Source organism: Halopseudomonas sp. (assembly GCF_036960865.1).
GTDB lineage: Bacteria > Pseudomonadota > Gammaproteobacteria > Pseudomonadales > Pseudomonadaceae > Halopseudomonas.
In genome coordinates this window covers 255330-280528 of the sequence record NZ_JBALWE010000003.1, presented here as the reverse complement: position 1 = coordinate 280528, position 25199 = coordinate 255330, and the positions used below count along the sequence as shown (strand labels likewise).

Annotated in this window: 22 protein-coding genes and 1 tRNA gene; 16 read left to right on the top strand and 7 right to left on the bottom strand. The window is 56.0% G+C overall.

Annotated features, from left to right (window positions below; genetic code table 11):
* Positions 1-302 precede the first annotated feature (302 nt).
* The 5 genes from V7747_RS05835 (at position 303) to mobV (ending at position 4461) form a co-directional block, all read left to right on the top strand.
* Positions 303-378, top strand: a tRNA-Thr gene (locus V7747_RS05835).
* Positions 379-699: 321 nt separating this feature from the next.
* Positions 700-1764, top strand: coding sequence for a DNA cytosine methyltransferase (locus tag V7747_RS05830; RefSeq protein WP_335615114.1), 1065 nt, complete (start codon positions 700-702; stop codon positions 1762-1764).
* A complete protein-coding gene (locus tag V7747_RS05825) occupies positions 1749-2822 on the top strand; it encodes a hypothetical protein (protein ID WP_335615113.1) in 1074 nt (357 codons plus the stop codon). Before V7747_RS05830 ends, V7747_RS05825 begins: the two co-directional genes overlap by 16 nt.
* A 208-nt stretch (positions 2823-3030) precedes the next feature.
* On the top strand, positions 3031-3468 hold the full coding sequence (locus tag V7747_RS05820; RefSeq protein ID WP_335615112.1) for a hypothetical protein: 438 nt from the start codon (positions 3031-3033) through the stop codon (positions 3466-3468).
* Positions 3469-3471: 3 nt separating this feature from the next.
* Complete coding sequence (gene mobV / locus V7747_RS05815; protein ID WP_335615111.1) at positions 3472-4461, top strand: MobV family relaxase; 990 nt, start codon at positions 3472-3474, stop codon at positions 4459-4461.
* Between the two features lie 56 nt (positions 4462-4517).
* Here mobV and V7747_RS05810 read toward each other — a convergent pair whose 3' ends face one another.
* The 5 genes from V7747_RS05810 to V7747_RS05790 form a co-directional block, all read right to left on the bottom strand.
* Positions 4518-4781 carry a hypothetical protein gene (locus V7747_RS05810; RefSeq protein ID WP_335615110.1) on the bottom strand — a complete coding sequence of 88 codons (264 nt, stop codon included), beginning with the start codon at positions 4779-4781 and terminating at the stop codon, positions 4518-4520.
* An 88-nt stretch (positions 4782-4869) separates the two neighbouring features.
* Positions 4870-6300, bottom strand: coding sequence for a replication endonuclease (locus tag V7747_RS05805; protein WP_335615109.1), 1431 nt, complete (start codon positions 6298-6300; stop codon positions 4870-4872).
* Positions 6301-6308: 8 nt separating this feature from the next.
* Positions 6309-6563: a helix-turn-helix domain-containing protein gene (locus V7747_RS05800; protein WP_335615108.1), complete on the bottom strand. Its 255-nt coding sequence runs from the start codon at positions 6561-6563 to the stop codon at positions 6309-6311.
* A 117-nt stretch (positions 6564-6680) separates the two neighbouring features.
* On the bottom strand, positions 6681-7376 hold the full coding sequence (locus V7747_RS05795; protein ID WP_335615107.1) for a hypothetical protein: 696 nt from the start codon (positions 7374-7376) through the stop codon (positions 6681-6683).
* Positions 7377-7387: 11 nt separating this feature from the next.
* Positions 7388-8731: a tyrosine-type recombinase/integrase gene (locus V7747_RS05790; protein ID WP_335615106.1), complete on the bottom strand. Its 1344-nt coding sequence runs from the start codon at positions 8729-8731 to the stop codon at positions 7388-7390.
* A gap of 396 nt (positions 8732-9127) precedes the next feature.
* Here V7747_RS05790 and V7747_RS05785 point away from each other — a divergent pair, with 396 nt between their 5' ends.
* The gene (locus V7747_RS05785; RefSeq protein WP_335615105.1) at positions 9128-11011 is read left to right on the top strand and encodes a PAAR domain-containing protein; all 1884 of its coding nucleotides are present in this window, start codon (positions 9128-9130) and stop codon (positions 11009-11011) included.
* On the top strand, positions 11011-11700 hold the full coding sequence (locus V7747_RS05780; RefSeq protein WP_335615104.1) for a DUF2931 family protein: 690 nt from the start codon (positions 11011-11013) through the stop codon (positions 11698-11700). Before V7747_RS05785 ends, V7747_RS05780 begins: the two co-directional genes overlap by 1 nt.
* 171 nt (positions 11701-11871) lie before the next feature.
* On the opposite strand, the gene V7747_RS05775 is transcribed toward V7747_RS05780, so the two are convergent.
* Together V7747_RS05775 and V7747_RS05770 are read right to left on the bottom strand one after the other, a co-directional pair.
* The gene (locus V7747_RS05775; RefSeq protein WP_335615103.1) at positions 11872-12801 is read right to left on the bottom strand and encodes an alpha/beta hydrolase; all 930 of its coding nucleotides are present in this window, start codon (positions 12799-12801) and stop codon (positions 11872-11874) included.
* Positions 12785-14260 carry a flavin-containing monooxygenase gene (locus V7747_RS05770; RefSeq protein WP_335615102.1) on the bottom strand — a complete coding sequence of 492 codons (1476 nt, stop codon included), beginning with the start codon at positions 14258-14260 and terminating at the stop codon, positions 12785-12787. The genes V7747_RS05775 and V7747_RS05770 overlap by 17 nt, the downstream gene beginning before the upstream one ends.
* Positions 14261-14356: 96 nt before the next feature.
* Between V7747_RS05770 and V7747_RS05765 the strand changes: the two genes are divergently transcribed.
* The 9 genes from V7747_RS05765 to cydC all read left to right on the top strand — a co-directional run bounded on the left by V7747_RS05765 (position 14357) and on the right by cydC (position 25151).
* Positions 14357-15388 carry an AraC family transcriptional regulator gene (locus V7747_RS05765; protein WP_335615101.1) on the top strand — a complete coding sequence of 344 codons (1032 nt, stop codon included), beginning with the start codon at positions 14357-14359 and terminating at the stop codon, positions 15386-15388.
* 137 nt (positions 15389-15525) lie between these two features.
* The gene (locus V7747_RS05760) at positions 15526-16704 is read left to right on the top strand and encodes an acyl-CoA dehydrogenase family protein (RefSeq protein WP_335615100.1); all 1179 of its coding nucleotides are present in this window, start codon (positions 15526-15528) and stop codon (positions 16702-16704) included.
* A gap of 18 nt (positions 16705-16722) precedes the next feature.
* Positions 16723-17865: an acyl-CoA dehydrogenase family protein gene (locus V7747_RS05755; RefSeq protein ID WP_335615099.1), complete on the top strand. Its 1143-nt coding sequence runs from the start codon at positions 16723-16725 to the stop codon at positions 17863-17865.
* 235 nt (positions 17866-18100) lie between these two features.
* Entirely contained in the window at positions 18101-18460 is a 360-nt protein-coding gene (locus tag V7747_RS05750; RefSeq protein ID WP_335615098.1) for a CidA/LrgA family protein, read from the top strand.
* Positions 18460-19179 (top strand): LrgB family protein, encoded by a 720-nt coding sequence (locus V7747_RS05745; RefSeq protein ID WP_335615097.1) that lies wholly within the window; start codon positions 18460-18462, stop codon positions 19177-19179. Before V7747_RS05750 ends, V7747_RS05745 begins: the two co-directional genes overlap by 1 nt.
* A 238-nt stretch (positions 19180-19417) precedes the next feature.
* On the top strand, positions 19418-20821 hold the full coding sequence (locus V7747_RS05740; RefSeq protein WP_335615096.1) for a cytochrome ubiquinol oxidase subunit I: 1404 nt from the start codon (positions 19418-19420) through the stop codon (positions 20819-20821).
* Positions 20822-20823: 2 nt separating this feature from the next.
* The gene (cydB, locus tag V7747_RS05735) at positions 20824-21831 is read left to right on the top strand and encodes a cytochrome d ubiquinol oxidase subunit II (RefSeq protein ID WP_335615095.1); all 1008 of its coding nucleotides are present in this window, start codon (positions 20824-20826) and stop codon (positions 21829-21831) included.
* On the top strand, positions 21815-23497 hold the full coding sequence (cydD, locus tag V7747_RS05730) for a thiol reductant ABC exporter subunit CydD (protein WP_335615094.1): 1683 nt from the start codon (positions 21815-21817) through the stop codon (positions 23495-23497). The genes cydB and cydD overlap by 17 nt, the downstream gene beginning before the upstream one ends.
* Positions 23490-25151 carry a thiol reductant ABC exporter subunit CydC gene (gene cydC / locus V7747_RS05725; protein WP_335615093.1) on the top strand — a complete coding sequence of 554 codons (1662 nt, stop codon included), beginning with the start codon at positions 23490-23492 and terminating at the stop codon, positions 25149-25151. Before cydD ends, cydC begins: the two co-directional genes overlap by 8 nt.
* Positions 25152-25199 lie beyond the last annotated feature (48 nt).

Sequence of the window (25199 nt, the reverse complement as noted above, 5' to 3'; positions counted from 1 at the left end):
GAGTTATCCACAGATTGTGCGCCGTTGTGGTTATCCACGGCTACTGTGCATAACTGTGTTGATGACACGGTGGTAACCCGCTACAGGCGAGAAACGGCGTGCCGTAGCGGTCTGCGTATGAAATTTGATCAAGGTTGATAAGTGCGCGAAAACAACAGCTTGCGGGCGCTAAGTCAAGTGTTTAGCGAAAAGTCATGCACAAGTGACATGTGGTCTTCTCAGGCAGGAAAATGCCATATAAATGCAAACTCTTCGGCCCCATGGCTTTACACACAAATTTAGCGATATATAATGCACCCCGCGCCGGTATAGCTCAGTTGGTAGAGCAACTGACTTGTAATCAGTAGGTCCCGAGTTCGACTCTTGGTGCCGGCACCATATAGATTAAGGCTTGCAGAGATGCAGGCCTTTTTTGTTTTCAAAGCGGGCTAGCGCTGGGCTAGCGCTGGCTACCTCTTGCTTACCCTGCCTCCTCTTGCTTGTGCAGAATTCCTTCTCACGATCAGGAATTAGACGCCTATCAGGTAGCGGACTCACGAAGAGGCCAGAATGGCTTGCCACGTCCCTTTATGAACGGTACATCGAACCGAAGCGGTTATGGCGCTCGCACTACGGGTGGTAAGCTCTGCCTATGATGCGGTCTTAAAGATACCCGCTGTGTATTGCTGAGATCGGTATTTTTCTAAAGGTTGCCTTAGTATGAACGTTATTGACCTTTTTTCTGGACCTGGCGGCCTCTCTCTTGGGTTGAAGCTGGCGGGTTTCAACGTCATCGCTAATGTCGAATTCAACAAAGATGCAATGTTGACCTACATCTCCCATGACGTTGAGTCAGAGCATTTCAATCAAGACATCCGGACGGTTTCCTTCGACCGTTATAAGGGGAGAGTGGACTTGGTTGCTGGTGGACCGCCATGTCAGCCGTTCTCCACTGGGGGGCTTCGGAAGGCTGCCAGTGACTCAAGGGACATGATTCCCGAGTTCATTCGCTGTCTCAGGGAGGTTCAGCCGGGGGCATTCATCATGGAAAATGTGCCTGGCTTGATCACCAAAAGTACCCGGCCATACTTCGATAAAGTTCTAACGGAGTTGGCTAGCTGTGGGTATTACATCAACTGGGCAATCGTTAGCGCGGCCGATTACGGAGTGCCCCAAAAACGGAAAAGGCTTTTCATCCTCGGTTGTAAAGATAAGCCGCTCATGTTTCCTACTCCCAGCCATGGACCGCTTGCGGGGAAGCCTCACGTCAGTGCTTTTGAGGCGCTTGGAGCCAAGCCACTTGGAGAGGCGCCAGACTGCCCCGTGGTGTACGCAAAGTCTCCAGATTTGCGCCTTAGCCCTTACGCTGGTCACGTATTCAACGGAGGGGGGCGTCCAATCGATCCCAACGGTCCCTGTCACACCATTCTAGCGTCATCAGGTGGTCATAAAACTCATTGGATCGACACCCTTGGTATGGTGCCTGAATATCACTCGCATCTGAGGGCAGGCGGCGCGCCCCGTTCAGGTTTCTTCCCAGGAGCTCGTAGGCTGAGCGTCCAAGAATGCGCGTTGATACAAACATTCCCGGCTGACCTGCAATTTTCGGGTAAGCGCTCTGCGCAATATAAACAGGTTGGTGATGCAGTGCCTCCGACCTTGGCATTCGCTATCGCCAACGCTGTATACGATCAGCTTCAATGCCGTTTGGGCCAAGAATATCTAGCGCCCAAAAATGAATGTATCTATACACAAGGCGAATTATTTTTATGCCAAGGAATGTAAGCGTTGAAAAAGCGGTAGAAATGATTATAGAGCGATTGGATGTGATCATTGCTGGAGGGGCCTTAGGTGCGCCTGCATCTACTCAAATACAAGGTATCTACAATGAGCAGATGGAAAAAAATGGAGGTAGCGTCCGCCTCGCCTCTATTTTTTTTGCAGCCTACTCCTTGATAGAATCGAATTGGGATTATCGTAAGGTCCCGGTGGGTATTCGAGGTAAACACGGGGATAAGCGCTTAGCCGGAGCTTTGACTGATCGGTATGTGTCACTACATAAAAACATCACCGCATTTGGCGAAAATTTAGGTTGGAAAGGAAGTGTTGGGTCGGTTATTTTATCTGACGATCCTCGGTTTTCCTCGTACCTCGCTGACCTGGTCGACCTTACGGCACAGCAACGCGAGGTGTTATTGAACCACGCGATTTGGAAAATGGCGCAATCTAGAGTGGTCCCACAAGCACTCCCGCCATTGCCGTCCAGCTATCTTTCCTATTCAAGATGTCTAGACCTGTGTGAGAGGATAATTGCAGTCCCCTCTGAAGGGCACATACAACAATTCCTGGTCGCGGCTTTTTTGGAAGTTCATCGGAAAAGATATGGGCATACAGTATCGACGCATCACCCTCATGCCTCTGACACTTACGACGGAACCGTTGGGGATATCGAAGAATTCAGGGAAGGAGGTTTGGTAGCGGCATATGAGGTTACGGTGCGTAATGACTGGAAAAACCGTCTCGCTGATTTTGGGAAAAAAGCGAGGAAAGGAGGTCTCTCCAAGTACGTCATTATCGCTGCGAATGTAAGGCAGGACGCCCATCTTCACCCCGCAACTAGCTTAATGAATTTTATTGGTAGTCTTGAATTTGACTTGGCTGTTGTCGATATACATGACTTCTTTTGTGTGTTCTGTGCGGAACTTCGTCGAGAAGAACTCGCAGAGGCGTTCAACCGGGCGTACGAGCATTTGGTCGATAATAAGCTGTGCGGAAGACACGACCTTCAAGAAGCCTACAAGAAAATTACCGATAATTGGCTCGAAGCCCCTGCTACGTATTAGTTACAATGGGTTGATTGTGGTCGTTGGGCGCGACCGCATTCATTCTGCTTAGCCTGATTAACCTCACTTATGTTTTGCCAGCGCTAAGCTGCCCACCATCGCCTGCGATGTGTAGTGGGTTACACATTGATGATTGGGCAAACCAATTGCACTCAAAGACACTCCCCAAATATACTGTACATATACAGATAAGCGGCGGAGAAACGCTATGAACAACAAAACCAGATTTATCACAAAGACTGAAAGAAAAACCCTGCATGCGGTTGGTCAGGCCTTTTCGTACGACCAATTATTAGAAGTCGTGAACGAAGCTATTAAATGGTCGCCTCCACTAAATATGCTTGGTGTTTTATGCAAGGTCTATAGGCGCGAAATCCCTTTACATTGTTGGAATGCTGTTTGCGAACTAGAAGTATGGGGCGGGGCCATAACCCAGCATGACCTGACAACCTCAGATCAAGCTTTGTTGGCAAGTGCTGAGCATTTAGAGCCAATTATTGCTGCGTTTAAAATGTTGGTTGATACTTCCTCTGGCGCGGCGGAGGAAGAGAGTCAGGACCTTGAGATAGCGCGAGAACCGACGCCAACTAAGAAGAGACGTCATCGATCAGAGATAGACGAAGACTTTTCATGTGAGCCGAGGTGAAATATGTTTGCAATCATTCGCGCACATAAGCATAAAACGTTAGGCTCTGTTTCACGGTCAGCAGCGCATACTTTTAGAGAGTTACCTACACCTAATGCCGCCCCAGACCTGACCCCAAAAAATATACTGTTAAAGGGAAAAAGCAGCAAAGAAATAATGGGCCTGATACATGACAGACTTCCTGCTAAGCGTCGGAAGGATTCAGTAGTATGCATCGAATATCTGATCACGGCTTCCCCTGAGGCCTTTAGGCGCCATGGTGGGCAGCTGGATGACCATGGGTCTGGGTATTTTAAGGATGCGCTCTCCTGGCTGTCTGACAGGCATGGATCAGATAACATTATTTCGGCTGCGGTTCACCTTGATGAAACTACGCCCCATTTAGTTGCATATATAACCCCCATTACTAGTGATGGGCGTCTTTCTGCTAGAGATTTCTTGGGCGGTCCCCAGAAGATGAGAGACATGCAAGACAGCTTTTATGAGGCCTGTGGAAAATCCAGAGGGCTGTTGCGTGGTATACAGGGATCAAAAGCTAAGCATAGTGAGGTATCGCAATTCTATTCACAGCTAGTTAAAGAAGGTGCCGCTCCCAAACTGAGAGCAGCCGATTATGCAGCCAAGGCTGCTGGTTACGAAACTACTTGCTGGAAAGAAGCTATGGAGGTACATGCATTCAACGAAAAGCGCGTTGAAATAGCCTCGCTGAATAGAAAGGCCATAATCTCAAGAGAAAAGGCGAGCCAAGATGGAAATAATAAAATGAGATTGGCGACAGCCGACCTGGAACGCAGAAGGCAGGCTCTAGAGAAAGGGGAGCAGACGCTACAGGATATGCGTAGGGAATTATCCCACCGCAAATACGACTTTGAACTCGCTGCCGCAAAAGTAGAGTCAGCAGAGCGGCTTCTTGCCCTTCATCAAAAAAATGCGGATGAAGAACTTAAATACTCAAGAATAAGGGCCTTGAATTTGGCGCCAAGGCCTCGCTAGAGAAAGGGGAGAAGATTTTTGGCAGCTTCCCGCATTAACTATTGACCAGTTAGCTATTAAAGATCGAAAAGATCAATGGCGTAGCGTTCTGTCTCATAAAGACGTGAGTCGCGCCAGCCAGGCATTTTCCGAAGCTGAAGCATTTTAAAAAATAGGCTCAAGTTTGACCTGTCGAGCGATTCCACCCCTTCAAGATTTACCTCGCTTTTCCCCCGGTACCAGGACACATAGGCTTGCGCAAACCATTCTGCGGTGTTGCACTCTGTGTCGAAAAAACGACAAATGTCAGAGAGGGTTTTTTCAAATTGAGATTCATGCATGGGTGATTCCTCTTTTGGGGGTAGGCACACGCGAGTGTGCCCTAGGATAATTATGAGTAACTGTAACTAGCTGTCGGTGGTGTTTGGGCTATTTTGCTAGTACCACGTATGTGCCACTTGACCCAAACGAGTGCTGGCCGATGACCACCCCGACAACCTTTTTTCTCTTTTCGCCGTAACGAGATTCCGTAGCCTCTTTGATCAATTCTATTTGGGAATCAACCTTCCTGGGGCCGAGGGAGTCGTGATAACGGCCCAGGTCATTACGCAGAAAAAAGAGGTTCTTTAAGCCCTCTGGGGCTCGCCAAACCTCCCTTTTCACAGCTTCTACTAACCTCTCATGGGGACCCATTAAAATATTGAAATCGATTTTGTTAATCTCGCGTATCAGGGTCATGGCGCCGCCGATTCCAAAAAGCTGGTACTGGCGAATATTCATGGCGCGCAGGACTGCCTTTACCCGCGAGCTATTTCGGATTGACGCCAAGTCCTGCTGCTCGCGTTGCCCATCGTCGGCTTGCTCTTTTTCGGAAGGTGTGTGCTCTGGGCCGATTGGTAGCTCTGCGACGTCAATATCCTTCATTAGATATTTAAAAATATAACCCGAAGCGCTGCCTTTACTGTCATCGCCTACAACGATTTTAACTTGCGCACGTCTCGGAAATTCACGTTTACAAGACCTTCTAAATAGTTTCAAAGAACTTGATTTTAGAAAAACTTGCAGATGCCAGTGGACGCTTCCATCTTTATGAGTTTCGGCGGTTCGAAAACCATAACAAGAGTCAGTGCCGAACTTTAAGCCGTTTTTGCTTAAATACGATCTAATGCGGACCCATGCGGTACTGATATACTTGTGGCTGGATTTAAGGCCAAGCTCTTTGTTGTAGCTGCACCGGCTGGCTGAATGAGATGGATTCGGATGAAATTCCGGCGGGGCGGTGAACGTTACGAAAATCCAGGAAAGTCCCTTTTCTTTAGCCATCGACTCAAGATTTTTCGCGACAAAATAAAGTTCGCTTAGTCTTCGTGAGGCGGAGTTTTTCGCAAGTTCGGCCATTGAAAATACTTCACCGGTTGTAGTTTTAACTATGCTGATCCTTTTTAAGGATTCCAAGGTTTTTTCGGCTTTCTCTCTATATCGCTTGAGAGTTACATCGGAACAATAAATTTGGTGATTGTCTTTTCCGGGGCCTCCAACAATTTTGCGCTCTGCTTCCCAGTTTAGCCTGTCCATATTTGCGGCTTTCTCCAGCTTTGATTTCCAATATTTAAAGCATACGGACTTTCTTTTTGCCGAGTCTTCGGTTGTGCCTTCAATTGTTAGTCCATAAAACCCAGCGCTTGCGGTGAACATGTTATTGCTAACCTTTGTAACCGTAATTTGGTTTGTTTTAAAATGATAAGCGATTTGGCTCGCTACCAGCCCAACATACTGGAGGGATAGAGTGCCGGCTGGTGGTAGATTCTTCAAATCGGGCGCAACAAAAAGACGACCCTTATAATGATCTTTTGTCATCATGGGTGCCTTCAAGCAGTGTGCTTTAAGATGGAGCGGGCTAAGAACTCTGCCAGGTCAGTGATACGATATCGAACTTTCCGCCCGATTTTGAAATAGGGTAAATCGTATCTACCAGTCGAACGCCATGCTGCAAGGGTTTGGGGTTTTACGCCTAATACAGTAGCCGCATCCTTATCGCTTACATGGATGGGCTCTCGCTGGTGAATAGATAAGCCAGCTAAGATTTCATTCTTAATTGAGCTAATTTCAGCTGCGGTTTTCATGTGATCTCCATCGTTTGGTTTCGATGGAGATATACTGACGAGGCTTGGGGTTCTCAGGGAGGGATGAGAAACTACATTAATAACTTAAAGGCATCCCCCCATTAAGTTAGATTGGAACTACACGGGAGCTGATTTGTATTGGTCTGTTGCAAGTTTTCTTATCGAGATAGCATTCTTGATTAGGTTGCTTGGGTCCAGCATGTCGGGGAAAACGGTTAGGATTATTTTTGTGAATACGCTGCGCGGTTTGCTTGATATCTTTATCCCGTGATCTTCGCACACACTTGCAATATTTGCGACAAGCCCAATATGTGTGCTGTCGGCTCTAACTAGTTTAACTATAATTGTGCCTCTAATTTGGGTTGCTGACTCTAGGAGAAGGTCCAGCATTTCCAATTCGCTTCCCCAGCTGTCGACATGAGCGAGCCCGTTGGTACGCCACTCGTTGAGTTTCGATTTATCAGAATAGAAAACGGATGAGAGCTTTGCGATAGTTTGATTAGGAAGTAACGTTGAATCTGAGGACGCTATAAATTCACCGAGTAACTCGCGGGTTTCTTTCGGTAAAGCAGACCAAGCTTTTCTAGCGGCTTTTAAAGTCGAGATATATGTATCTATTTTTTCGAGTTGAATCGCGGGTGCTTCACTTATGCCGTAGCATTTTTTGTAAGTTTCTCTCCAGCCCACGCGTTGGCATATCCCGGTCGCTAGCAAATGTGGCTCTTTTGGTTTTTCTCTAAGGCTATTGAGTGTATTTAACAATGCATCATATAGCTCTGTTTCGCTGAGGGTCGACGTTTTATCCTGTTTCATGTTCTCCTTCCTTAGTCGCTAGTTGAGGCGTCTGGTAAACCTGAAGCGCCAATCATGGCCCTTACCGCACCATTGACGGATTCACGCACCGGGTCAAGGTCCAAACGCGCATATATAGCCGTCGATTGAATTGATTTATGGTTTAGGGATTTGCCAATAATGGTGAGCGATGCTCCGGCGCGAGCCTGCCAGCTTCCCAGGGTTCGTCGCAGATCGTGCATCCGCAGATCGGTCATGTCGTAGTGGCTTGGATCGATGTCTAGTGCGTCAGCCACGGCTAGGTATTTTTTGTAAGCCTCTTTTGGAGCTGTGATGATGAGAGCCTGGGCATCTGCGTAGTCCTTTTCGGTCATGTGTCCTTTTAGTTTTAAATAGTCTAGAAGGCAATGAAGGCTGGCTAACCTTAATACATTCAGCCAGGCTTTTTTTGGCTCTACGATGTGGCCTGTCGCGCTGCTGCTGGGGAAGACGAATTCCGAGGGTGGGTTTGTGTGCTCCCTGGCTTTCAGAATAGCCAGGGCTTCAGGTGCGAGAGTGACATTTTGAGGGGTTCCATTTTTAGTTTTCCGAATTCGCCAAATGGCCATTTCATAATCAATATCTCGCCAGGCCATTGACTGAACATTTGAGCGGCGGGCTCCAGTGAGTAGCAGAATCAGGAAATAGTCTGACATGCTTGATACCGCTAGTGCAGGGAACAGATAGGGAAGCTCTTTTGATTGGACAAAACGTTCTCTAGTCGGAGCATGATTTTTCTGAACTTTGCTGGCAGGATTCTCGCCTTTGAAATATCCCTCATCATCGGCGTAACTGAAAACGGATGAAATTATCGCTACAGCTTTATCGGCCTGACGGTGACTTTTTGCGCTTGTAATGCGGTGTATGCTTTTCACGTCACTGGACGAAATACTTGAAAGCTTAAGATTTGCTACCCCTTTCACGTGAAGGCGAACCGTGTCGCGGTAGTCTTTTTTCGTACGCTCTTGGATTTTTGAGCCGTCCTTCTTTATTTTATTTTCGAGCATATCTTCAAGAACGTCGGTGAAGGTTTTTTCTTTTTTCAGCGCTCGACGGGCGGTTGCTGGGTTTGCGCCCTGAGAAAATTCTCCCAGGACTTTTAGCGCTTCGATTTGAGCTTGTTCTACGGTCATTTCGGGGAAGCGACCAAGCTTTATCCAAGCTGTTTTTTCCCCCACGCGCTTGACGACGGTGAAAGTTCGTGAGCCTGAGGAAGTAATACGGATTGCTAGCTTTGGGGTTTCAGAGTCGTAAAACGTTATGCGTTTCCCTTTGGGTGGTAGCGTGAGGGCGAGCAGAGCTTTTTTAGAAAATTTTAGTATTTCCTTTTTCTTCATTTTTTTACCTATCCAATGGGCTAGCGCGGGGCTAGCACTGGCTATCAATTTTGGTCAATTGAGATAGAATTTAAGATAGGCGATGCTAAGGCTTAATGCCTGATTTGTATAGGTTAAAGGATAATTCGCTATGTCCGTCTATTGGTGGACCCTCTGACTTGTAATCAGTAGGTCCCGAGTTCGACTCTTGGTGCCGGCACCATAGAATTAACGCAAAGGCTCATCTTCGGATGGGCCTTTTGCGTTTCTGATGCTCTCCTTGCGTTTGGCTGGCACGCCAAGTGGCTCGCCGCGCATGCACCAGTTCACATCCCACCGGCAAACCCGTTGCCGGACATGTTCGCCTTGCCTAGCCTGCAGGCTTCACAGGAGTGATAGTCGCCAAAGGAGCATGGCATGTCAGGCAAGCCCGCAGCCCGTCAGGGCGATCCAACCCGATGTCCGAAGAAGGGCCACGGTACTAACACCATTGTCACCGGTTCAGCAGATGTCCTGTTCGATGGCCTGCCGGCTGCGCGACTGGGTGACACTACCGCTTGTGGCAGTGCCTTGGTCGGTGCCGTTGTCCCCAATGTGTTGATCAACGGCCGCCCGGCAGCGGTGCTCGGCAGTACCGGCAGTCACGGTGATGTGGTGATCGGCGGCTCGGGCACTGTGATCATTGGTGGGGCGGTCGCTTCGTCTAGCGCGGGCGGTGGTGCCAGCAGTCTGCGCGCACCCGGTGGCGGTGCACCCCCTGGCCAGTTGCGCCAGGGTACAGGTAATGATGCGCTCCCCTTTTCCATCGAAGAAGAGGAGGAAGAAGACGAGCAGGAGCTGCCACTGCAACAGCGCATTACGTTGCGAGTGGGGATGTTTTTCGATGGCACGCTGAACAATATGAACAACGCTGCTTTTACCGCGCAGTGCAGGCAGGAGGATCTGAATCAGTTCGACCAGACGACCTTGGAGGCCATTCGCGACTTCTGTGAGGCCGAAGGTTATTCAGACTTCAGCGAGGATGGGCGTTATAACGCAATGCCGGATAACAGCTTTGGCAACGAAGCTAGCAATGTGGCTTTGCTGTACGACTTGTACCGTGATCAGGTGGATATGCAAATAAACCCGGATGCTCGCGAGGCAAGTATCAAGGTTTACATTGATGGCATTGGCACATCGAGTGGTGAAAAAGATTCGCTTACAGGCTATGCATTCGGTCAGGGTGAGACGGGCGTTGCGGAGAGAGTAAAACAGTGTCCTGATCTTCTTATTAAGAAATTGCGCGAGTTGTTGGATAGCAATCCCGATGTTCTAATTGAGAAAGTAAACTTCGATATATTTGGTTTTAGTCGTGGTGCGGCGGCGGCTAGGCACTTTGCCAACGAACTGTTGCAGCCGGATGGTGGAGTGATGTCAGGGCATATCGACAGTGCTTTGCCGGCGCTTGCTCCCGGTTTCTATTGGGCTGCCCACACAAGCATCAATTTTATCGGCATATTCGATACCGTCGCTGCCATAGCCGACCCTGCGCGGGGCCATTTGAGCGTTGGTGACGCTAAGAACCCCGGCGTTAATCTGCACCTTGCACGGGGTCGCGCCAACAAGGTAGTGCACCTCACAGCAGCGGATGAGCATAGACATAACTTCAGTTTGAACCGCGTTAACCCGGAGTATCACGAAGAGATTGTTTTGCCTGGTGTGCACTCCAATTTAGGCGGCGGCTACCCAAGTGTTACTCGGGAAAGACTATTGCTTGGGCGGCCGCAACTGGTGCGCGGCAATTACTACTCGCTGGCCGGAATTGACAGGGCGCGGCTGCAGGCTTCACCGGCCTGGCAGCGACGAGAGGCGGCGGAAGCTGCATTTCGAGCAAAAGGGCTGCCCGGTAATGGCCGTTTCATCAAGCAGGAGCTCAAGCTCCTGCGGGATCATCATAAGCAGACAGGGCAAGGGGCCGAAGGGGATATATTGCTGATGCTTAGTATGGATCGGTTAGTGCGGGGAGAGTTGTCGAGGGTGTCGCTGCGCGTAATGCATGCGAAAGCCCTTGAAAGCAACGTGCCGCTCGACTCTCTCAACGGGCAGGATAGCCGATTCTCCATTCCTTCTGATTTGCAGCCCATTGCTGACAAAGTCATAGCGGCAGCCATGGAGGGCGAAAACGCAGTTTTGAGCGATGGGGAGAAGCGCTATTTACATGGCCGTTATATACATGCTTCAGCCAACTGGAATGCCCAGTGGGGCTTTTTCCCGAATAAACCGCGTACTGATAACAAACGCGCAGTGTATAAGGATCAGTAATGGCAAGGCTGTCCACAGTGGGTAAAAAACTCATCGCACTAACACTCTCGATGATGCTGGCTGCGTGTGCGGGAGCGGGGAAGTCGCAGCATCCGAACGCGCCTGAACTACCTTACCGAACCTGGGAGATTGGGCTCTTGGCGCCTAACTACATGGAGGTTTGGGTAGAGAGTGTTGATGTACTGGATCAACGCGGCTATGCCTATGAACGAGTTCATGGTGGCACCTCATCAATACAGAACCCGCCGGAAAATAAAGGTAATCCTGTTGGTTGGCCTGCTCGTCCCGGAGTTGGGGCAACTCGACCGATGAGAGGCATCGACCTGCCTTATTATATTTTTGTGCGCTGGCAGTCACTGGTGGAGCCGCAAACGTATAACGTGCGTATTGATATTCCCGAATGGGTTCGCAAGGAGATGGTCACTGGACACCCGGCATACTGCCGCTTCGATGGTAAAAACATAACGGGTTACCGCTATGCTATTACTCTGGGCTTGGCTCCGGGCGGTATCGCGAAAGCGTGGCTGACCGGTGCTTGCCTCGAGCCAATAGAGATTGGCCGATTCGAAGGCGTCGTGGAGCCCAAAGGCCCCTATGGCGGCAAGTCAGGAGGCGAATATTATCGCCCGCCCAGCGAACATGCGCAGCACTACCTCGATACTCACAGCATCCCCTTTGAGAGCTGGTAATTGTCAGTTTAATGATTGCCTGTTTTTGCCGTGCTCTGGCGTTGCTATTAGTAATGCCGGAGCTGTTGGTGTGTGCCAGCGGAGCAAATCGCATTGTCCGCAGCCAGCTAAATGCGTTGAGCTGGCTGTTTCCCGGTAGTGGTAGCGCTGTCCATAACGGTGCGAAGGGTGTCAACGCGGCGCTCGGACAAACTCCACCACCCGCTGCAGCGCTTCGTCGGACACCTGCAATAAACCGGTGTGCGCCTGAAATACGTGCCACAACCCCTTGTAGCGTTCCAGTCTCACCTGCACGCCCTTGGCGCGGGCGGCTTGGGTCAGGCGCAGGCTGTCGTTGAGTAGCAGCTCATCTTCACCCACTTGCAGCAGTAACGGCGGCAGCCCTTGCAGGTTACCAAACAGTGGGGATACCTCGGGGTCGGTGCGGTCCTGACCGGGCCGGCAGTAGGCGTCGCGGGCCAGGTCCATCCAAGTCGGGTGAATTAGCGGGTCGCCGGCCGGTGGGCTATGCAGATGCTCGCCGGTAAAGTCGGTGACCGGCGAGAAGCACACCAGGGAGCCCGGCAGCGGTAATCCCAAGGCCTGCAGCCGCTGTGCGGTGACCAGGACCAGATTGCCGCCAGCCGAGTCACCCGCCAGGGTGATCTGCTCGGGTTGGTAGCCGCGGGTGAGTAATGCCTGGTAGGCGGCGACGCAGTCATCGCGTGCAGCGGGCGTGGTATAGGTGGGAGCCAGGCGGTAGTCGATAGCACAGAGATCCCATTGCCCGCCCTTGGCGAGTGCCGAGCACAGGCTGCGATGGGTGGCCGGTGATCCGATCAGAAAGGCGCCGCCGTGGATATACAGCAGCACGCGGCCATCGCCTCCTTCGGCCGGGCGATGCCACTCGCAGGGGCGCTCGGCAATGACCTCGCGGCTGCGGGTGACGCCGCGCGCCAGCGGCATGCTGAAGGTCAGTGCCGAGAGCACCAGGCGCTGCAGTGCGATAGGCACTGGTGGCCGTACCAGGCCGCGGAAAAACCAGCGCAGTGCGGTGCGCAAGCACCTGCGCAGACGGGGTTGCGCGCTGCTTTCGTAATAGTGGTCAACGTACACAGTCATGGTCGCTCAGTCTGGGTTTACGGGTCTGGTGGCGGTAGGCGAAGGTAAAGCCCGGCCAGTTGACGGTCTGTTTTCCTTCTGCGGTCAGGTACCAGCTGTTGCAGCCCTGTGCCCAGACGGTACGTTTGGCGCTGTCCTGCAGGCGCTGGTTGTAGCTTGATTGCGCGTCGGAGCGTACATCAAGGTAACGCAGCCGGCGGCGGCGCAGGGTCTGTATGCTCTGGACTATGTAGCGAAACTGGCTTTCCAGCATGTAAATGATGGAGTTGTGCCCCAGGTTGGTGTTGGGCCCGTAGAGCATGAACAGGTTTGGGAAGCCGCTCACCGAAATGCCTTTATAGGCTTCAGCACCGTGTTGCCACGCGCTGTTGAGGTCGCGGTTTTGCAGGCCGGTTATGCGGATAGGAGCGAGAAACTCGGTGGCGGCGAACCCGGTGCCATAGATGATCACATCAGCGGGGTGCACCTGGCCATCGCGGGTTTTTATCCCCTCTGGGACCACGCATTCAATCCCCTCGGTGACCAGGCTGACCTTGTCCTGTGCCAGAGCTGGGTAATAGTTGTTGCTGATCAGGATTCGCTTGCAGCCCATCGGGTAGTCTGGCGTGAGGGCGGCTCGCTTCTGCGGATCGTCGACCTGCTGGTGCAGGTGTTTCAGCGCCGACTTTTCGGACTGCTTTACCAGCGAGGGAAAGTAGACGAACCCCAATGCACGCACCTCGTGGCTGCAGTATTGCCAGGCGCGGTCGAGCTGGTGCAGCCAGCCAAAGCGCTGCAGGCGTGCGCGTTTCTTTGCGTCGTATTCGCGGTCGTCCTTGGCAATCACCCAGGGCGCGCTGCGTTGAAACAGGTCCAGGCTGGCCACCTGCGGCACTATTTGCGGCACAAACTGGATGGCCGAGGCGCCAGTGCCGATAACCGCTACGCGCTTGCCGCCGAGGTCGACGTCGGACCGCCAGCGGGCCGAGTGGAAGGCTGTTCCGGCGAAGTTCTCGATACCGTCCAGGTTAGGCATCAGTGGTCGGTTGAGCTGCCCACAAGCGGTAATCAGCGTACGGCAGCGTAAAGTGTCGCCAGCGCCCGTGGTCACGTTCCAATGGCCCTCGGCTTCATCAAATTCGGCGCTGCTTACGTCGCAATTCAGCCGCAGCCTCGAGCGCAGCTGGTATTTGTTGGTGCAGTGCTGGATGTAGTCATGGATCTCAGGTTGGCGAGCGTATTTGTGTGGCCAGGTGGTGCGGGGCTCGAAGGAGTATGAGTACAGGTGCGACGGGACATCGCAACCGGCGCCGGGATACTGGTTGTCGCGCCAGGTGCCGCCCACGTCGCCGGCCTTCTCGAGGATCAGGAAGTCACTGATGCCGGCGCGATCAAGCTGGATCGCCATACCAATGCCGCCAAAGCCGCTGCCGACGATGATGGCCCCCAGAACAGGGCGGTTGGAGTTATTCTTGGACATTGTTTTGCTCCTTTTTGTAGTTGCATCTTAGCGCTTGCCTGGGAGCAGTTTTATGGCATAGTCGGTCAATAAATTGTGATTTTCGGACAGACTTCCATGTACAACATGCCATGGCCTGAGGTGCGGCGAATTACCAGTGTGCAGCTGCTGGCGCAGTTGGGCACCGACAAGGGGTTGTCGCTGGATCAGTGTTTGCAGGGTTCGGGGTTGAGTGTGCTGGCGCTGGCCAACCCACAGCAGGAGGTGCAGGCCGCACAGGAGCTGCAGGTTATCGCCAATCTGCTGGCTTTGCTGCCCGCAGAACCCGCGCTGGGGCTGCAAGCGGGAATGCGCTATCAACTGGCGCACTACGGCATCTGGGGCTATGCGCTACTCAGCAGCGGCAGCCTGCGCGAAGCGCTGGAGCTGGGGCTACGCTATCTGGACCTGACTTTTGCCTTCAACCGTATCGAGCTGATCAGCGAGGCGAAGCATGAGTATCTGCAGCTACAGACCCAGGCCGTACCTGACGGCCTGCGCGAGTTTGTGCTGCTGCGTGATTGCGCGGCCATCGCGTTGATTCAGCAAGAGCTGACCGGTGAGCCCGCGCCCTTTCTGGCGGTAGCTCTGCGCATGCCGCGCCCTGGGGCGGAAGCGCTGGCCTGGTTCCCCCGGGCGCTCGGTTGCCTGCCTTGCTTTGAGCAACCGCAAAATCGTATTGCCCTGAACCCCGAGCTGCTGGCCCGCCCGCTCAGTGGCGCCAACCCCGCCGCCGTGCAGCTATGCGAAGCGCAGTGCCGTGAAGTACTGCAGCGCCACCGCCAACGGGGCGGATTGGCGGCCCAGGTACGCGAGTTGTTGCTCGGCCAGCCCGGGCAACTGCCGGACATGCCGCAGTTGGCGGCGCGTCTGCACATGAGTGAGCGCACCTTGCGCCGCAAGCTGGCCGCTGAACAGGTCAGCTTTCGTCAGTTGCTGGACGAGAGCCGGCAGGCGCTGGCTGACGAGCTGCTGGCTGAGGAAGGCTTGCCCCTTGAAGCGGTGGCGCAGCGCCTGGGCTACGGTGAGTTATCCAACTTCATTCACGCTTTCAAGCGCTGGAAGGGCATGGCCCCACGTCAGTATCGCCGCCTGCGTCTGCCATCCTAGGCCGACGACTCGCTGCCATCAGCCCCACTGATAGGGGCTTATTCCGCCGACCAAAGGCCGAGCCAGCCAGGGCCTGGCGGGAGTATCTTTGGGGGCAGCTGTGTTCCGTTATCTATCCAAGAACAAGGAGAATACCCATGGCTGATCTTGAAGCCTTCCGCCAGCAGACCCGCACGTGGCTGGAAGAAAACTGCCCGCAGAGCATGCGCAAACCCATGACCAGCGAAGCCGATCAATGCTGGGGCGGGCGCGACTTCAACTTCGCCAGCGAAGACCAGAAGCTGTGGCTTGAGCGCATGGCTGCCAAAGGCTGGACCGCCCCTGACTGGCCCGCCGAATACGGTGGCGGTGGCCTGTCGCAGGAGGAGCACAAGGTGCTACGCGAGGAGCTGGCACGCATCAGTGCGCGCCCGGCCCTGTCCAGCTTTGGGGTGTGGATGATCGGCCCGGCGATTCTCAAGTTCGGTTCCGAAGAGCTCAAGCGTCAGCATCTGCCACCCATCGTACGTGGCGAGATTCGCTGGTGTCAGGGCTACAGCGAGCCGGGTGCGGGTTCCGACCTGGCCGGGCTGCAGACCCGTGCGGTCGATGAGGGCGATCACTTTATCGTCAATGGCCAGAAGATCTGGACCTCCTACGCCGACAAGGCCGACTGGATGTTCTGTCTGGTGCGCACCAACCCGGAGGCCAAGAAGCAGCTGGGCATCAGTCTGGTGCTGTTCGATATGACCACCCCCGGTGTGAGCACGCGACCGATCAAGCTGATTTCCGGCAGCTCGCCGTTCTGTGAAACCTTTCTGGATAACGTGCGTGTCGCGAAAAATCAGGTAGTCGGCGAGATCAATGCCGGCTGGACCATCGCCAAGTACCTGCTTACCCACGAACGCGAGATGATCGGTGGCATGGGCCGCACCGCCGCCGGTCAGAAAACCCTGTCGCAGGTCGCCGTCGAGTGCATCGGACTAGACGGTGGCAAGCTGGCTGACGACCTGCTGCGCGGTGAACTCGCGCGCTGGGATCTGGATTCGGCAGCCTTTGCGCTGACTGCAGAGCGCGTGCTGGACGAGGCCAAGGCCGGGCAGGGCGTGGGTGCGGCCTCGGCCATGCTCAAGTACTACGGCACCGAGCTGAACAAGCGCCGGCAAGAGCTGCTGGTCGCACTGCATGGCAGTGACGGTCTGGTGTGGGAAGGGGAGACGCACCGCGGTGGCGCTATCCCGCGTAACTGGCTGCGTTCGAAGGGCAACTCCATCGAGGGGGGCACCACCGAAGTTCAGCTCAACGTCATCTCCCGCAACATTCTCGGGCTCCAGTAACGGTTAGAGGACCACGTCATGTCAGCATTGGTATTGAACGAAGAACAGCAAATGCTCAAGGATGCGGCCACCCGCTTCATGGCCGAAAGCGCGCCGGTGAGCCAGTTGCGAGCATTGCGCGACAGCAACGATGCAACCGGTTTTTCCCGTGAGTTGTGGCAGAGCATGGTCGAGATGGGATTTGTCGGCACTCTGATTCCTGAGGCACTCGGTGGCTCGCAGTTTGGCTACGTGGGCATGGGGCAGGTGTCGGAGCAGGCAGGTCGCAATCTCAGCGCCTCGCCGCTGCTGTCCACTGCGGTGGGCGGCGTGGCGGCGCTGATGCTGGCCGGCTCTGCTGCGCAGCAGGAAGCTCTGCTGCCCCAGGTTGCCGCCGGCGAACTGCTGCTGGCGCTGGCCGTGGATGAAAGCCCGCGGCACAACCCGGCGCAGGTAACCACTCGTCTGGAGGCCAAGGGCGACGGTTATGTCCTCACCGGACGCAAGCAGTTTGTGGTCGATGGTCATGTGGCCGACAAGCTGATTGTCTCGGCCCGCAGCAATGGCGCTGATAGCGAGCGCGAGGGCATCAGCCTGGTGCTGGTTGATCGCGCTGCCGCTGGTGTGAGCGTTGAGCGCGTCAGCATGGCCGACAGCCGCAATGCGGCCGTGGTCACCTTTGATCAAGTGCAAGTTGGCGCAGACGCGCTGTTGGGCGAGGCAGGCCAGAGCTTTGCTGCGCTGCAGCTGACGCTGGATGTGGTGAACGGTCAACTGGCGGCCGAGTTGCTGGGGCTGTCACTAGAGGCCTTCGGGCGTACCGTCGCGTACCTGCAGGAGCGCAAGCAGTTCGGTGTCACCATTGGCTCCTTTCAGGCGCTGCAGCATCGCTGCGCGCACCTGTTCAGCGAACTGGAGCTGGTCAAATCCGTGGTGCTGAAAGCCCTGATGGCGCTGGATGCCGGCGCTGACGATGCGGCCATGCTGGTCAGTCTGGCCAAGGCCAAGGCGTCCGAAGTGGCTGAACTGACGACCAATGAGGCGGTACAGATGCACGGTGGCATGGGTATGACCGATGAGTTTGATATCGGTCTGTTCATGAAGCGCGCGCGCTGTGTGCAGGCGCTGTTTGGTGACTATCGTTATCACGCCAACCGCTTTGCGCTGTTGCGCGGTTATTGAGTAGCTTTAAGAGTCGCCCCATGTGCTAGCCGTGACGGCCTGGGGCGCGCTGGCGAACCCCGCATCGAGCAGTCGATGCGGGGTTTTCTTGTATTGGTAAGACCAGTTGCGTGATATTTGGCCTGCCTTCTGGCTCGGGCGTCCTGCTGTTTACCAATTACTACGAAGGCAGGGCTAGGCACTCTGCGCTTGACTGTTTAACCTTGCTAGCACTGTTTGCTAGAAGGGTACGACCATGCTGTTACGCGGAATGACCTGGCTGATCTTTTTCCAACTGTTGGGAACGGGCTTGAACGTCCTGCTGTTGCCGATCCTGCCGGGGCCGATCATTGGCATGGTGCTGATGGTGGTCTACCTGTGCCTGCGCGGCGAGGTCAGCGAGTCGATCAGTCTGGCAGCGGGTGGCCTGCTCAAGTACCTGCCGCTGATTCTGGTGCCGCCGGCCGTCGGCATCATGGCCTACGGCGCGGAGATCGCCGCGGATGCCTCCGCCATTTTGCTTACTCTGGCGATTTCCCTGGCGCTCAGCCTGCCCTTCTGCGGCTGGCTGATGCAGCGCTTGATAACCCGTCAACAACATCGGGAGGAGTCCTGATGGGCAGCCTTCAGCAGGCCTGGTTCGCGGTGCTCAATCATCCGCTGTTCTGGGTCGGCATGACCCTGGCGGCGTACCAATTCGGCCTGGCGCTGTATGAAAAGACGCGCATGGCGGTGTTCCACCCGGTGCTGGTTTCCACCCCTTTGCTGGCCGGCCTGATCTGGCTGGCAGGTGAGGATTATGCGCATTATCGTGACGCTGTTACGCCTCTACTGGTACTGCTGGGGCCGGCGACGGTGGCGCTCGCTATTCCGCTGTACTTGAACCTGCGCCGAATTCGCAGCTTCTTCTGGCCGGTACTGATTTGTCTGCTGGTGGGCGGTAGCTTTGCTACGCTGTTGGCTGTGCTGCTTGCATGGCTATTGGGCGCGGAGCCGATGATCATGATGACCCTGGCACCGAAGTCAGTCACCTCGCCCATCGCCATGCTGGTGGCCGAGCAGATTGGCGGCGTGGCGGCGCTGGCGGCGGTGTTTGTTATGTTCACCGGGGTGCTGGGCGCGATCTTTGGCCCTTGGTTGCTGCGTATTTGTGGCGTTGATCATCCTGCCGCCTGGGGTATGGCGATGGGGATGACTGCTCACGCGGTAGGTACCTCGCGGGCTTTGGAGGAAGGTGAGGAGGCTGGCGCCTTTGCGGCTTTGTCGATGAGCCTCATGGGGATGGCGACCGCGCTTTTATTACCGCTCGCTGTCTCTTTATGGGCTATGCTCTGAGTCGGGTGCGTTTTGGCTGGCTCTGCTGGGTATTTGACCGCTCCCGGTCCTGACTGCGTCTGATACACATCAGACGCTTGCCTGCGGCAATTGGTCCGTTCCTTTATTGATCTATGTCAAGCAAACTGCAATCTGGAACATTCCAGTCTGTTGCGGAGTCACAGCCAGAGTCCCTGTCGCTGACCACACTCTGTTAAACGGATAATCGGCGTCATATTTCCCAGAAGGAGCAGTACGCATGGAATTGGATCCTCTCCTGTTGTCACGCCTGCAGTTTGCTTTCGTGGTGTCATTTCACGCGATCTTTCCGGTGTTCAGTATTGGCTTGGCGTCGTTCATTGCCTTTCTGGAAGCGCTGTCCTTCAAAACCGGTAACCCGGTGTGGGAGCGTCTGTCCAAGTTCTGGGTGCAGGTGTTCGCCGTGGTCTTCGGCATGGGTGTGGTGTCGGGCATTGTGATGTCCTTCCAGTTCGGCACCAACTGGAGCAATTACTCCTACGCAGCGGCGAACTTTCTCGGGCCGATGCTCAGTTACGAGGTAATTACCGCGTTCTTCTTGGAAGCGGCCTTTCTTGGCGTGCTGCTGTTCGGCCGCAACCGGGTGCCGCAAGGGCTGCATCTGTTTGCGGCCTGCATGGTCGCGTTGGGTACTTTGATTTCCACGTTCTGGATTCTCTCCGCCAACAGCTGGATGCACACGCCAGCGGGCGTCGAGCTGCGTGACGGCGTGTTCTTCGTGACCTCTTGGAGCGAGGCCATCTTCAATCCGTCGTTCCCCTATCGTCTGGCACACATGGTGCTGGCGTCCTTCCTTACAGGCTCGTTCGTGGTTTCAGGGGTCAGCGCCTGGTACCTGTTGCGTGGTCGCGAGGTCGAGGTGAACCGCAAGGCGCTGTCGATGTGCCTGTGGCTGATTCTGATTCTGGCGCCCACTCAGGCGGTGGTGGGTGACTTCCATGGTCTCAATACCCTGGAGCATCAGCCGACCAAGGTCGCCGCGATGGAAGCCAACTGGGAAACTGCCTCTGGCGTGCCCCTGTTGCTGTTTGCCTGGCCAGATAAAGACAGCCAGAGCAACCTGATCGAAATCGGTATTCCCAAGCTGGCAAGCCTGATTCTCACCCACGACATCAACGGCGTGGTGCCTGGCCTCAAGGAAGTTCCTGCAGCCGAGCAGCCCGAGGTGATCTGGGTGTTCTGGGGTTTTCGCGTGATGGTCGGCCTCGGGCTGTTGATGATTGCCACTGGCTTTATGGGCTTGCTGCTGCGCTACAAGCAGCGCTATTGGCAGACGTCCTGGTTTTTGCAAGGCCTGCGGTTGATGAGCGTAACGCCTTTTATTGCAGTATTGGCGGGTTGGGTGGTTACCGAGACCGGCCGAGCGCCCTGGCTGGTGTACGGCATGATGACCCACGCCGAGGGGCTTACGCCATCGCTTACCGGCGGCATGGCGCTGTTTACCCTGTTGGGCTACATCACGGTCTACGCGATGATTTTCAGCGCTGGCCTGTACTACCTGATGCGAGTATTGCAAGACGGTCTTGAAATTGACGCCCTGCATGGCGAGGAGGACGACGAGGTGCATCGTCCCGCCCGTCCGTTCTCGGGCACAGATGTATCACTAGAGCATAAGGGGGCCTGAGCATGGAAACGGAAATCTTTGACCTGTCGATGATCTGGGCCATGATCATTGCCTTCGCGGTGATCATGTATGTGCTGATGGATGGCTTCGATCTGGGCGTGGGCATGCTCTTTCCCTTCGCGCCGGATGAGGATGCCCGCGACGTGATGATGAACTCGGTCGCGCCGGTGTGGGACGGTAATGAAACCTGGTTGGTGTTGGGTGGTGCTGGACTGCTGGGGGCCTTCCCCCTGGTCTACTCGATCCTGCTGCCGGCGCTTTACATAGGCGTGTTTCTGATGCTGGCCGGGCTGATCTTCCGTGGTGTGGCCTTCGAGTTTCGCTTCAAGGCAAATACCTCGCGCTATCTCTGGAACTGGGCCTTTGCTGGTGGCTCCTATCTCGCGGCCTTCGCTCAAGGCGTGGTGGTAGGTTCTTACATTCAGGGCTACAAGACCGAAGGGTTGGCCTATGCGGGCGGCGCGTTCGACTGGCTGACGCCCTTCACCGTGATGACCGGGGTGGGCCTGATGGCCGGTTATGCGCTGCTCGGCAGCACTTGGCTGATCATGAAGTCCGAGGGTTACATTCAGCAATGGGCCTATCGTATTGCACCCTGGTTGCTGGCCGCGGTATTGGGCGTCTTCGGCATCATCAGCATCTGGACGCCATCGGTTGATCCGAGTGCCTATGAGCGGTGGTTCGCGACTGTTCGCTGGATCTGGATATTCCCGTTGCTGGCGCTGTTTTTCGCCTACCAGATCTGGAGTGGATTGCGTAAGCGCAAGGAGGTATTGCCGTTCATTGCGACCATGGCAATGTTCTTCGCGACCTATTTCGCGCTGTTGTGGACGCGCTGGCCCTACGTGATTCCGCCGAACTTCACCCTGTGGGATGCCGCGTCGGCTCCCGGGTCACAGCTGTTTCTGCTGCTCGGCATGCTGTTCGTGATTCCGATCATTCTGGCGTATACCGCCTGGACCTACTGGATCTTCCGCGGCAAGGTCCGCGTGGGTGAAGGCTATCACTGAGTCTGCTCGCCGCAGCCGTCAGTGGCTGCGGCAGCAGGGCCTGCTGGTTCGGCCCTGGCTCTACGCAGCGGCAACGGCAGGCCTGCTGCAGACACTGGCGATCATGGCCCAGATGGGCCTGATGGCTTGGCTGGTGCACAGCCTGCTGATTGAACAAATCCCGCTTGCCTCGTTGGCCTGGCCGGCTACCGGACTCGTTCTGGCGGTGCTGGTGCGCGCGCTGGCACAAGCCGCACAGGAGCGCTGCGGGCAGCACGCCAGCGCGCGCGTACGCCAGCGCGCGCGGGAGCAACTGGCGTCCGACTGGGCTGCCTTGGGGCCTATCCGCTTGGCCGACCGCTCCAGCGCCGCGCTGAGTAACCAGTGGGTCGAGCAAGTTGAAGCGCTGGATGGCTATTACGCGCGTTACTTGCCGCAACAATGGCTGGCGCTGCTCTCTCCGTTATTGATCCTGCTGCTGGTGTTCTGGCTCGACTGGCTGGCGGCGCTGTTTCTGCTGCTGGCTGCGCCGCTGATTCCGTTGTTTATGGCGCTGATCGGCATGAGCGCTGAAAAGGTCAGTCAGCAGCATGTACTGGAAGCCGGGCGCCTGGCCGGCCACTTTCTGGATCGGGTGCGCAGTTTGACCAGTCTGCAGCTGTTTGGTCAGGTCGGCGCGGCGACGCGCTCGGTTCAGGACGCCGCAGAACACTATCGCGCGGTCACCATGCGCACGTTGTGCATCGCCTTCTTGTCTTCCGCTGTGCTGGAGTTCTTTGCCTCTGTGGCGATTGCCGTGGTGGCGATGTACATCGGTTTTGGTTTGCTGGGCTATATAACGTACGGGCCGGCAGAGCAACTGACGCTGTTTTCCGGTTTGCTGATTCTGCTGTTGGCGCCGGAGTTTTTTCAGCCGCTGCGAAGCCTGGCGCAGTCATATCATGATCGCGCTGCCGCCTTGGCGGCCGCTGACGGCATGGCGGCGTTGCAGATGGAGGCCGCTGCTGTGGGGCAGCCGAATGCGCTGGCACCGCAGACAGAAGACACCGTCGGTATCCGCATTCGCGGGGTGGGGTTGGCCTACCCGGGGCGAGGCCAAGTGCTGAGTCACGTCTGCCTGCAGATCGCGCGGGGGCAGGTAGTGGCGTTGACCGGGCCGTCTGGCGCGGGTAAATCCAGTTTGCTGCATTGCCTGGCCGGGTTTGTGACCCCGCAGGCCGGTAGTCTCAGCCTGTTTGGCCGCTCGCCGGGCGAGCTGCCCCTGGCCTGGCTGGGGCAGCGGCCGTTTCTGATACAGGGCAGTTGGGCGGACAACCTGCGGCTTACCGCACCGCAGGCCAGTTCGAACGAGATGCTGCGGGCGCTCGAAGCCGTTGGCCTGGCGCCGCTGCTCGCGGTGCAGCCTGAGGGGCTCGACACGCTGCTGGGCGAAGGCGGGCGCGGCCTCTCCGGGGGCCAGGCGCAGCGACTGGCCTTGGCCCGGGTCTGGTTATCCTCCGCTGAACTGGTGCTGCTGGATGAGCCGACCGCCAGTCTGGATCAGCGCAGTGAGGCCGAGGTGATCGACGCATTGCGTGCGCTGGCCCACAGCGGCAAGACGCTGGTGATTGCCACGCATCATCCGGCCCTGATGGCGTTAGCCGATCAGGCCTACGCACTGAAGCAGGGGAAGCTTGCTGATGCATGAGCTCAAGCCCTGGCTGGCGCTCATCCTGCAGCGGCGTGCACGGCTGCTGGTTGGCGCCCTGTTGCTGGCGCTGACGCTGTTCAGCGCCATTGGCCTGCTGGCGCTGTCTGGTTGGTTCATTACCGCCACCGGGGTGACTGCGCTGCTTTGGGCTGCGGGTCAAAAAGTGATGTTTGATGTCTATATGCCCGGTGGCGGCATTCGCTTTTTTGCCCTCACGCGTACGGTGGCGCGCTATACCGAGCGCGTGTTCAACCACAATACGGTGCTGAGCCTGCTGGCTGATCTGCGCGGTCGCCATTTTGCCGCGTTGGCGCTGCTGGATGGCGCCACCCTGGGTCGGCTACGCGCCGCGCAGTGGCTGAATCGCCTGACCGCCGATATCGACACCCTGGATACGCTGTATCTGCGCCTGCTGGCGCCGCCTGCCGTTGCCTTGCTGGGCATCGTGCTGGTGTGCGCCCTGATTGCGCTGTTTCACCTCTCGCTGGCACTGCTGCTGGGCTTGTTGTTGCTGGCGCTGTTACTGCTGCTGACCTTGGGCATGGCGCTGCTGGGGCGGCATTACAGTGCCAGGCGAGTTGAATTGCTGGATAACTTGCGGTCGCAGGCCATCGAGCAACTGCAGGGGCTGGCGGAGTTGAGCGCTGCCGGCACACTGGCGCTGCATCGGCAACGGCTGCTGGCGCGCAGTCAGCAGATGCTGGATGAGCAGCTGAAGTTGCAGGGCCGTATTACCCTCGGGCAGGCAGTGGCCACCCTTGGGGTCATGGCGGCGGTGCTGATCGGGCTGTTCGGTGCCATGCAGGCCTATGCGGCAGGTCTGCTGTCGGGGCCAATTGTAGTGATGATTCCGCTGGCACTGATGGCCTTGAGTGAAGGCTTTGCCGGCTTGCCGGCGGCATTCGCCCAGGGTGGCGGGGCTGTTGCGGCGGCAGCGCGGCTGAACCGGCAGACGCACCTCAGCAGCCGCCTGATTGATCCGGAAGCACCGGCACCTTTGCCTCGCCAGGTCAGCCTGCATTGGCAGGAGGTTGTTGTGCAACATGCGGGTATGCAGCGTCTGAATCTCAGCCTGCATCCTGGTGAGTGCCTCGCTATTATCGGCGCCTCCGGCTCCGGTAAATCCACGCTGGCCGCGCTGGCTGCGCGTTTGCTTGATCCCGACGCTGGTCAGCTTTGGGTCGGTGGCACGCAGCCAGGTGGCACCCCCCTGCGCGCGCTGTCGCTTGAGCAGTGGCGCAGCCAGCTGGGTTATCTGACTCAGCAAACCGAGCTACTGCACGACAGCATTCGCGCCAATCTCCTGCTGGGCAACCCGGCCGCGAGCAAAGACGAGCTGTGGGCCGCACTGGAGATGGTCGATCTGGCGGATCTGGTGGACGCCTTGCCGGACGGCCTGAATACCTGGGTGGGGGAGTCGGGCAAGCAATTGTCGGGTGGTGAAGGTCGCCGTCTGGCGCTGGCCCGCGTGCTGCTGAAGGATGCTCCGCTGGTGATTCTGGATGAACCCTTCAGTGGCCTGGATGCGGCGACCAGAGAGCGGGTAAAAGCGCGGCTGGAGCCTTGGCTGGCGGAGCGCACGGCGCTGCTGCTGGGGCACGATGCAGCCCTCTTGCCCCGGTCCGACCGTCGGGTTCTGCTCGGCGAGTAAGTGTCTCGCCACGCTTTCTTTTCTGAATGCTAATGCGTTCTGCTGAGC

Excerpts from the sequence above, each read along its gene's own strand:
- V7747_RS05810 (WP_335615110.1), bottom strand. The coding sequence starts at position 4,781 with ATGCATGAATCTCAATTTGAAAAAACCCTCTCTGACATTTGTCGTTTT.
- V7747_RS05820 (WP_335615112.1), top strand. The coding sequence starts at position 3,031 with ATGAACAACAAAACCAGATTTATCACAAAGACTGAAAGAAAAACCCTG.
- V7747_RS05765 (WP_335615101.1), top strand. The coding sequence starts at position 14,357 with ATGTACAACATGCCATGGCCTGAGGTGCGGCGAATTACCAGTGTGCAG.
- V7747_RS05805 (WP_335615109.1), bottom strand. The coding sequence starts at position 6,300 with ATGATGACAAAAGATCATTATAAGGGTCGTCTTTTTGTTGCGCCCGAT.
- V7747_RS05740 (WP_335615096.1), top strand. The coding sequence starts at position 19,418 with ATGGAATTGGATCCTCTCCTGTTGTCACGCCTGCAGTTTGCTTTCGTG.
- V7747_RS05780 (WP_335615104.1), top strand. The coding sequence starts at position 11,011 with ATGGCAAGGCTGTCCACAGTGGGTAAAAAACTCATCGCACTAACACTC.
- V7747_RS05750 (WP_335615098.1), top strand. The coding sequence starts at position 18,101 with ATGCTGTTACGCGGAATGACCTGGCTGATCTTTTTCCAACTGTTGGGA.
- V7747_RS05800 (WP_335615108.1), bottom strand. The coding sequence starts at position 6,563 with ATGAAAACCGCAGCTGAAATTAGCTCAATTAAGAATGAAATCTTAGCT.
- cydC (WP_335615093.1), top strand. The coding sequence starts at position 23,490 with ATGCATGAGCTCAAGCCCTGGCTGGCGCTCATCCTGCAGCGGCGTGCA.
- V7747_RS05785 (WP_335615105.1), top strand. The coding sequence starts at position 9,128 with ATGTCAGGCAAGCCCGCAGCCCGTCAGGGCGATCCAACCCGATGTCCG.
- V7747_RS05795 (WP_335615107.1), bottom strand. The coding sequence starts at position 7,376 with ATGAAACAGGATAAAACGTCGACCCTCAGCGAAACAGAGCTATATGAT.
- V7747_RS05790 (WP_335615106.1), bottom strand. The coding sequence starts at position 8,731 with ATGAAGAAAAAGGAAATACTAAAATTTTCTAAAAAAGCTCTGCTCGCC.
- V7747_RS05770 (WP_335615102.1), bottom strand. The coding sequence starts at position 14,260 with ATGTCCAAGAATAACTCCAACCGCCCTGTTCTGGGGGCCATCATCGTC.
- V7747_RS05755 (WP_335615099.1), top strand. The coding sequence starts at position 16,723 with ATGTCAGCATTGGTATTGAACGAAGAACAGCAAATGCTCAAGGATGCG.
- V7747_RS05745 (WP_335615097.1), top strand. The coding sequence starts at position 18,460 with ATGGGCAGCCTTCAGCAGGCCTGGTTCGCGGTGCTCAATCATCCGCTG.
- V7747_RS05775 (WP_335615103.1), bottom strand. The coding sequence starts at position 12,801 with ATGACTGTGTACGTTGACCACTATTACGAAAGCAGCGCGCAACCCCGT.
- V7747_RS05760 (WP_335615100.1), top strand. The coding sequence starts at position 15,526 with ATGGCTGATCTTGAAGCCTTCCGCCAGCAGACCCGCACGTGGCTGGAA.
- V7747_RS05825 (WP_335615113.1), top strand. The coding sequence starts at position 1,749 with ATGCCAAGGAATGTAAGCGTTGAAAAAGCGGTAGAAATGATTATAGAG.
- mobV (WP_335615111.1), top strand. The coding sequence starts at position 3,472 with ATGTTTGCAATCATTCGCGCACATAAGCATAAAACGTTAGGCTCTGTT.
- cydB (WP_335615095.1), top strand. The coding sequence starts at position 20,824 with ATGGAAACGGAAATCTTTGACCTGTCGATGATCTGGGCCATGATCATT.
- V7747_RS05830 (WP_335615114.1), top strand. The coding sequence starts at position 700 with ATGAACGTTATTGACCTTTTTTCTGGACCTGGCGGCCTCTCTCTTGGG.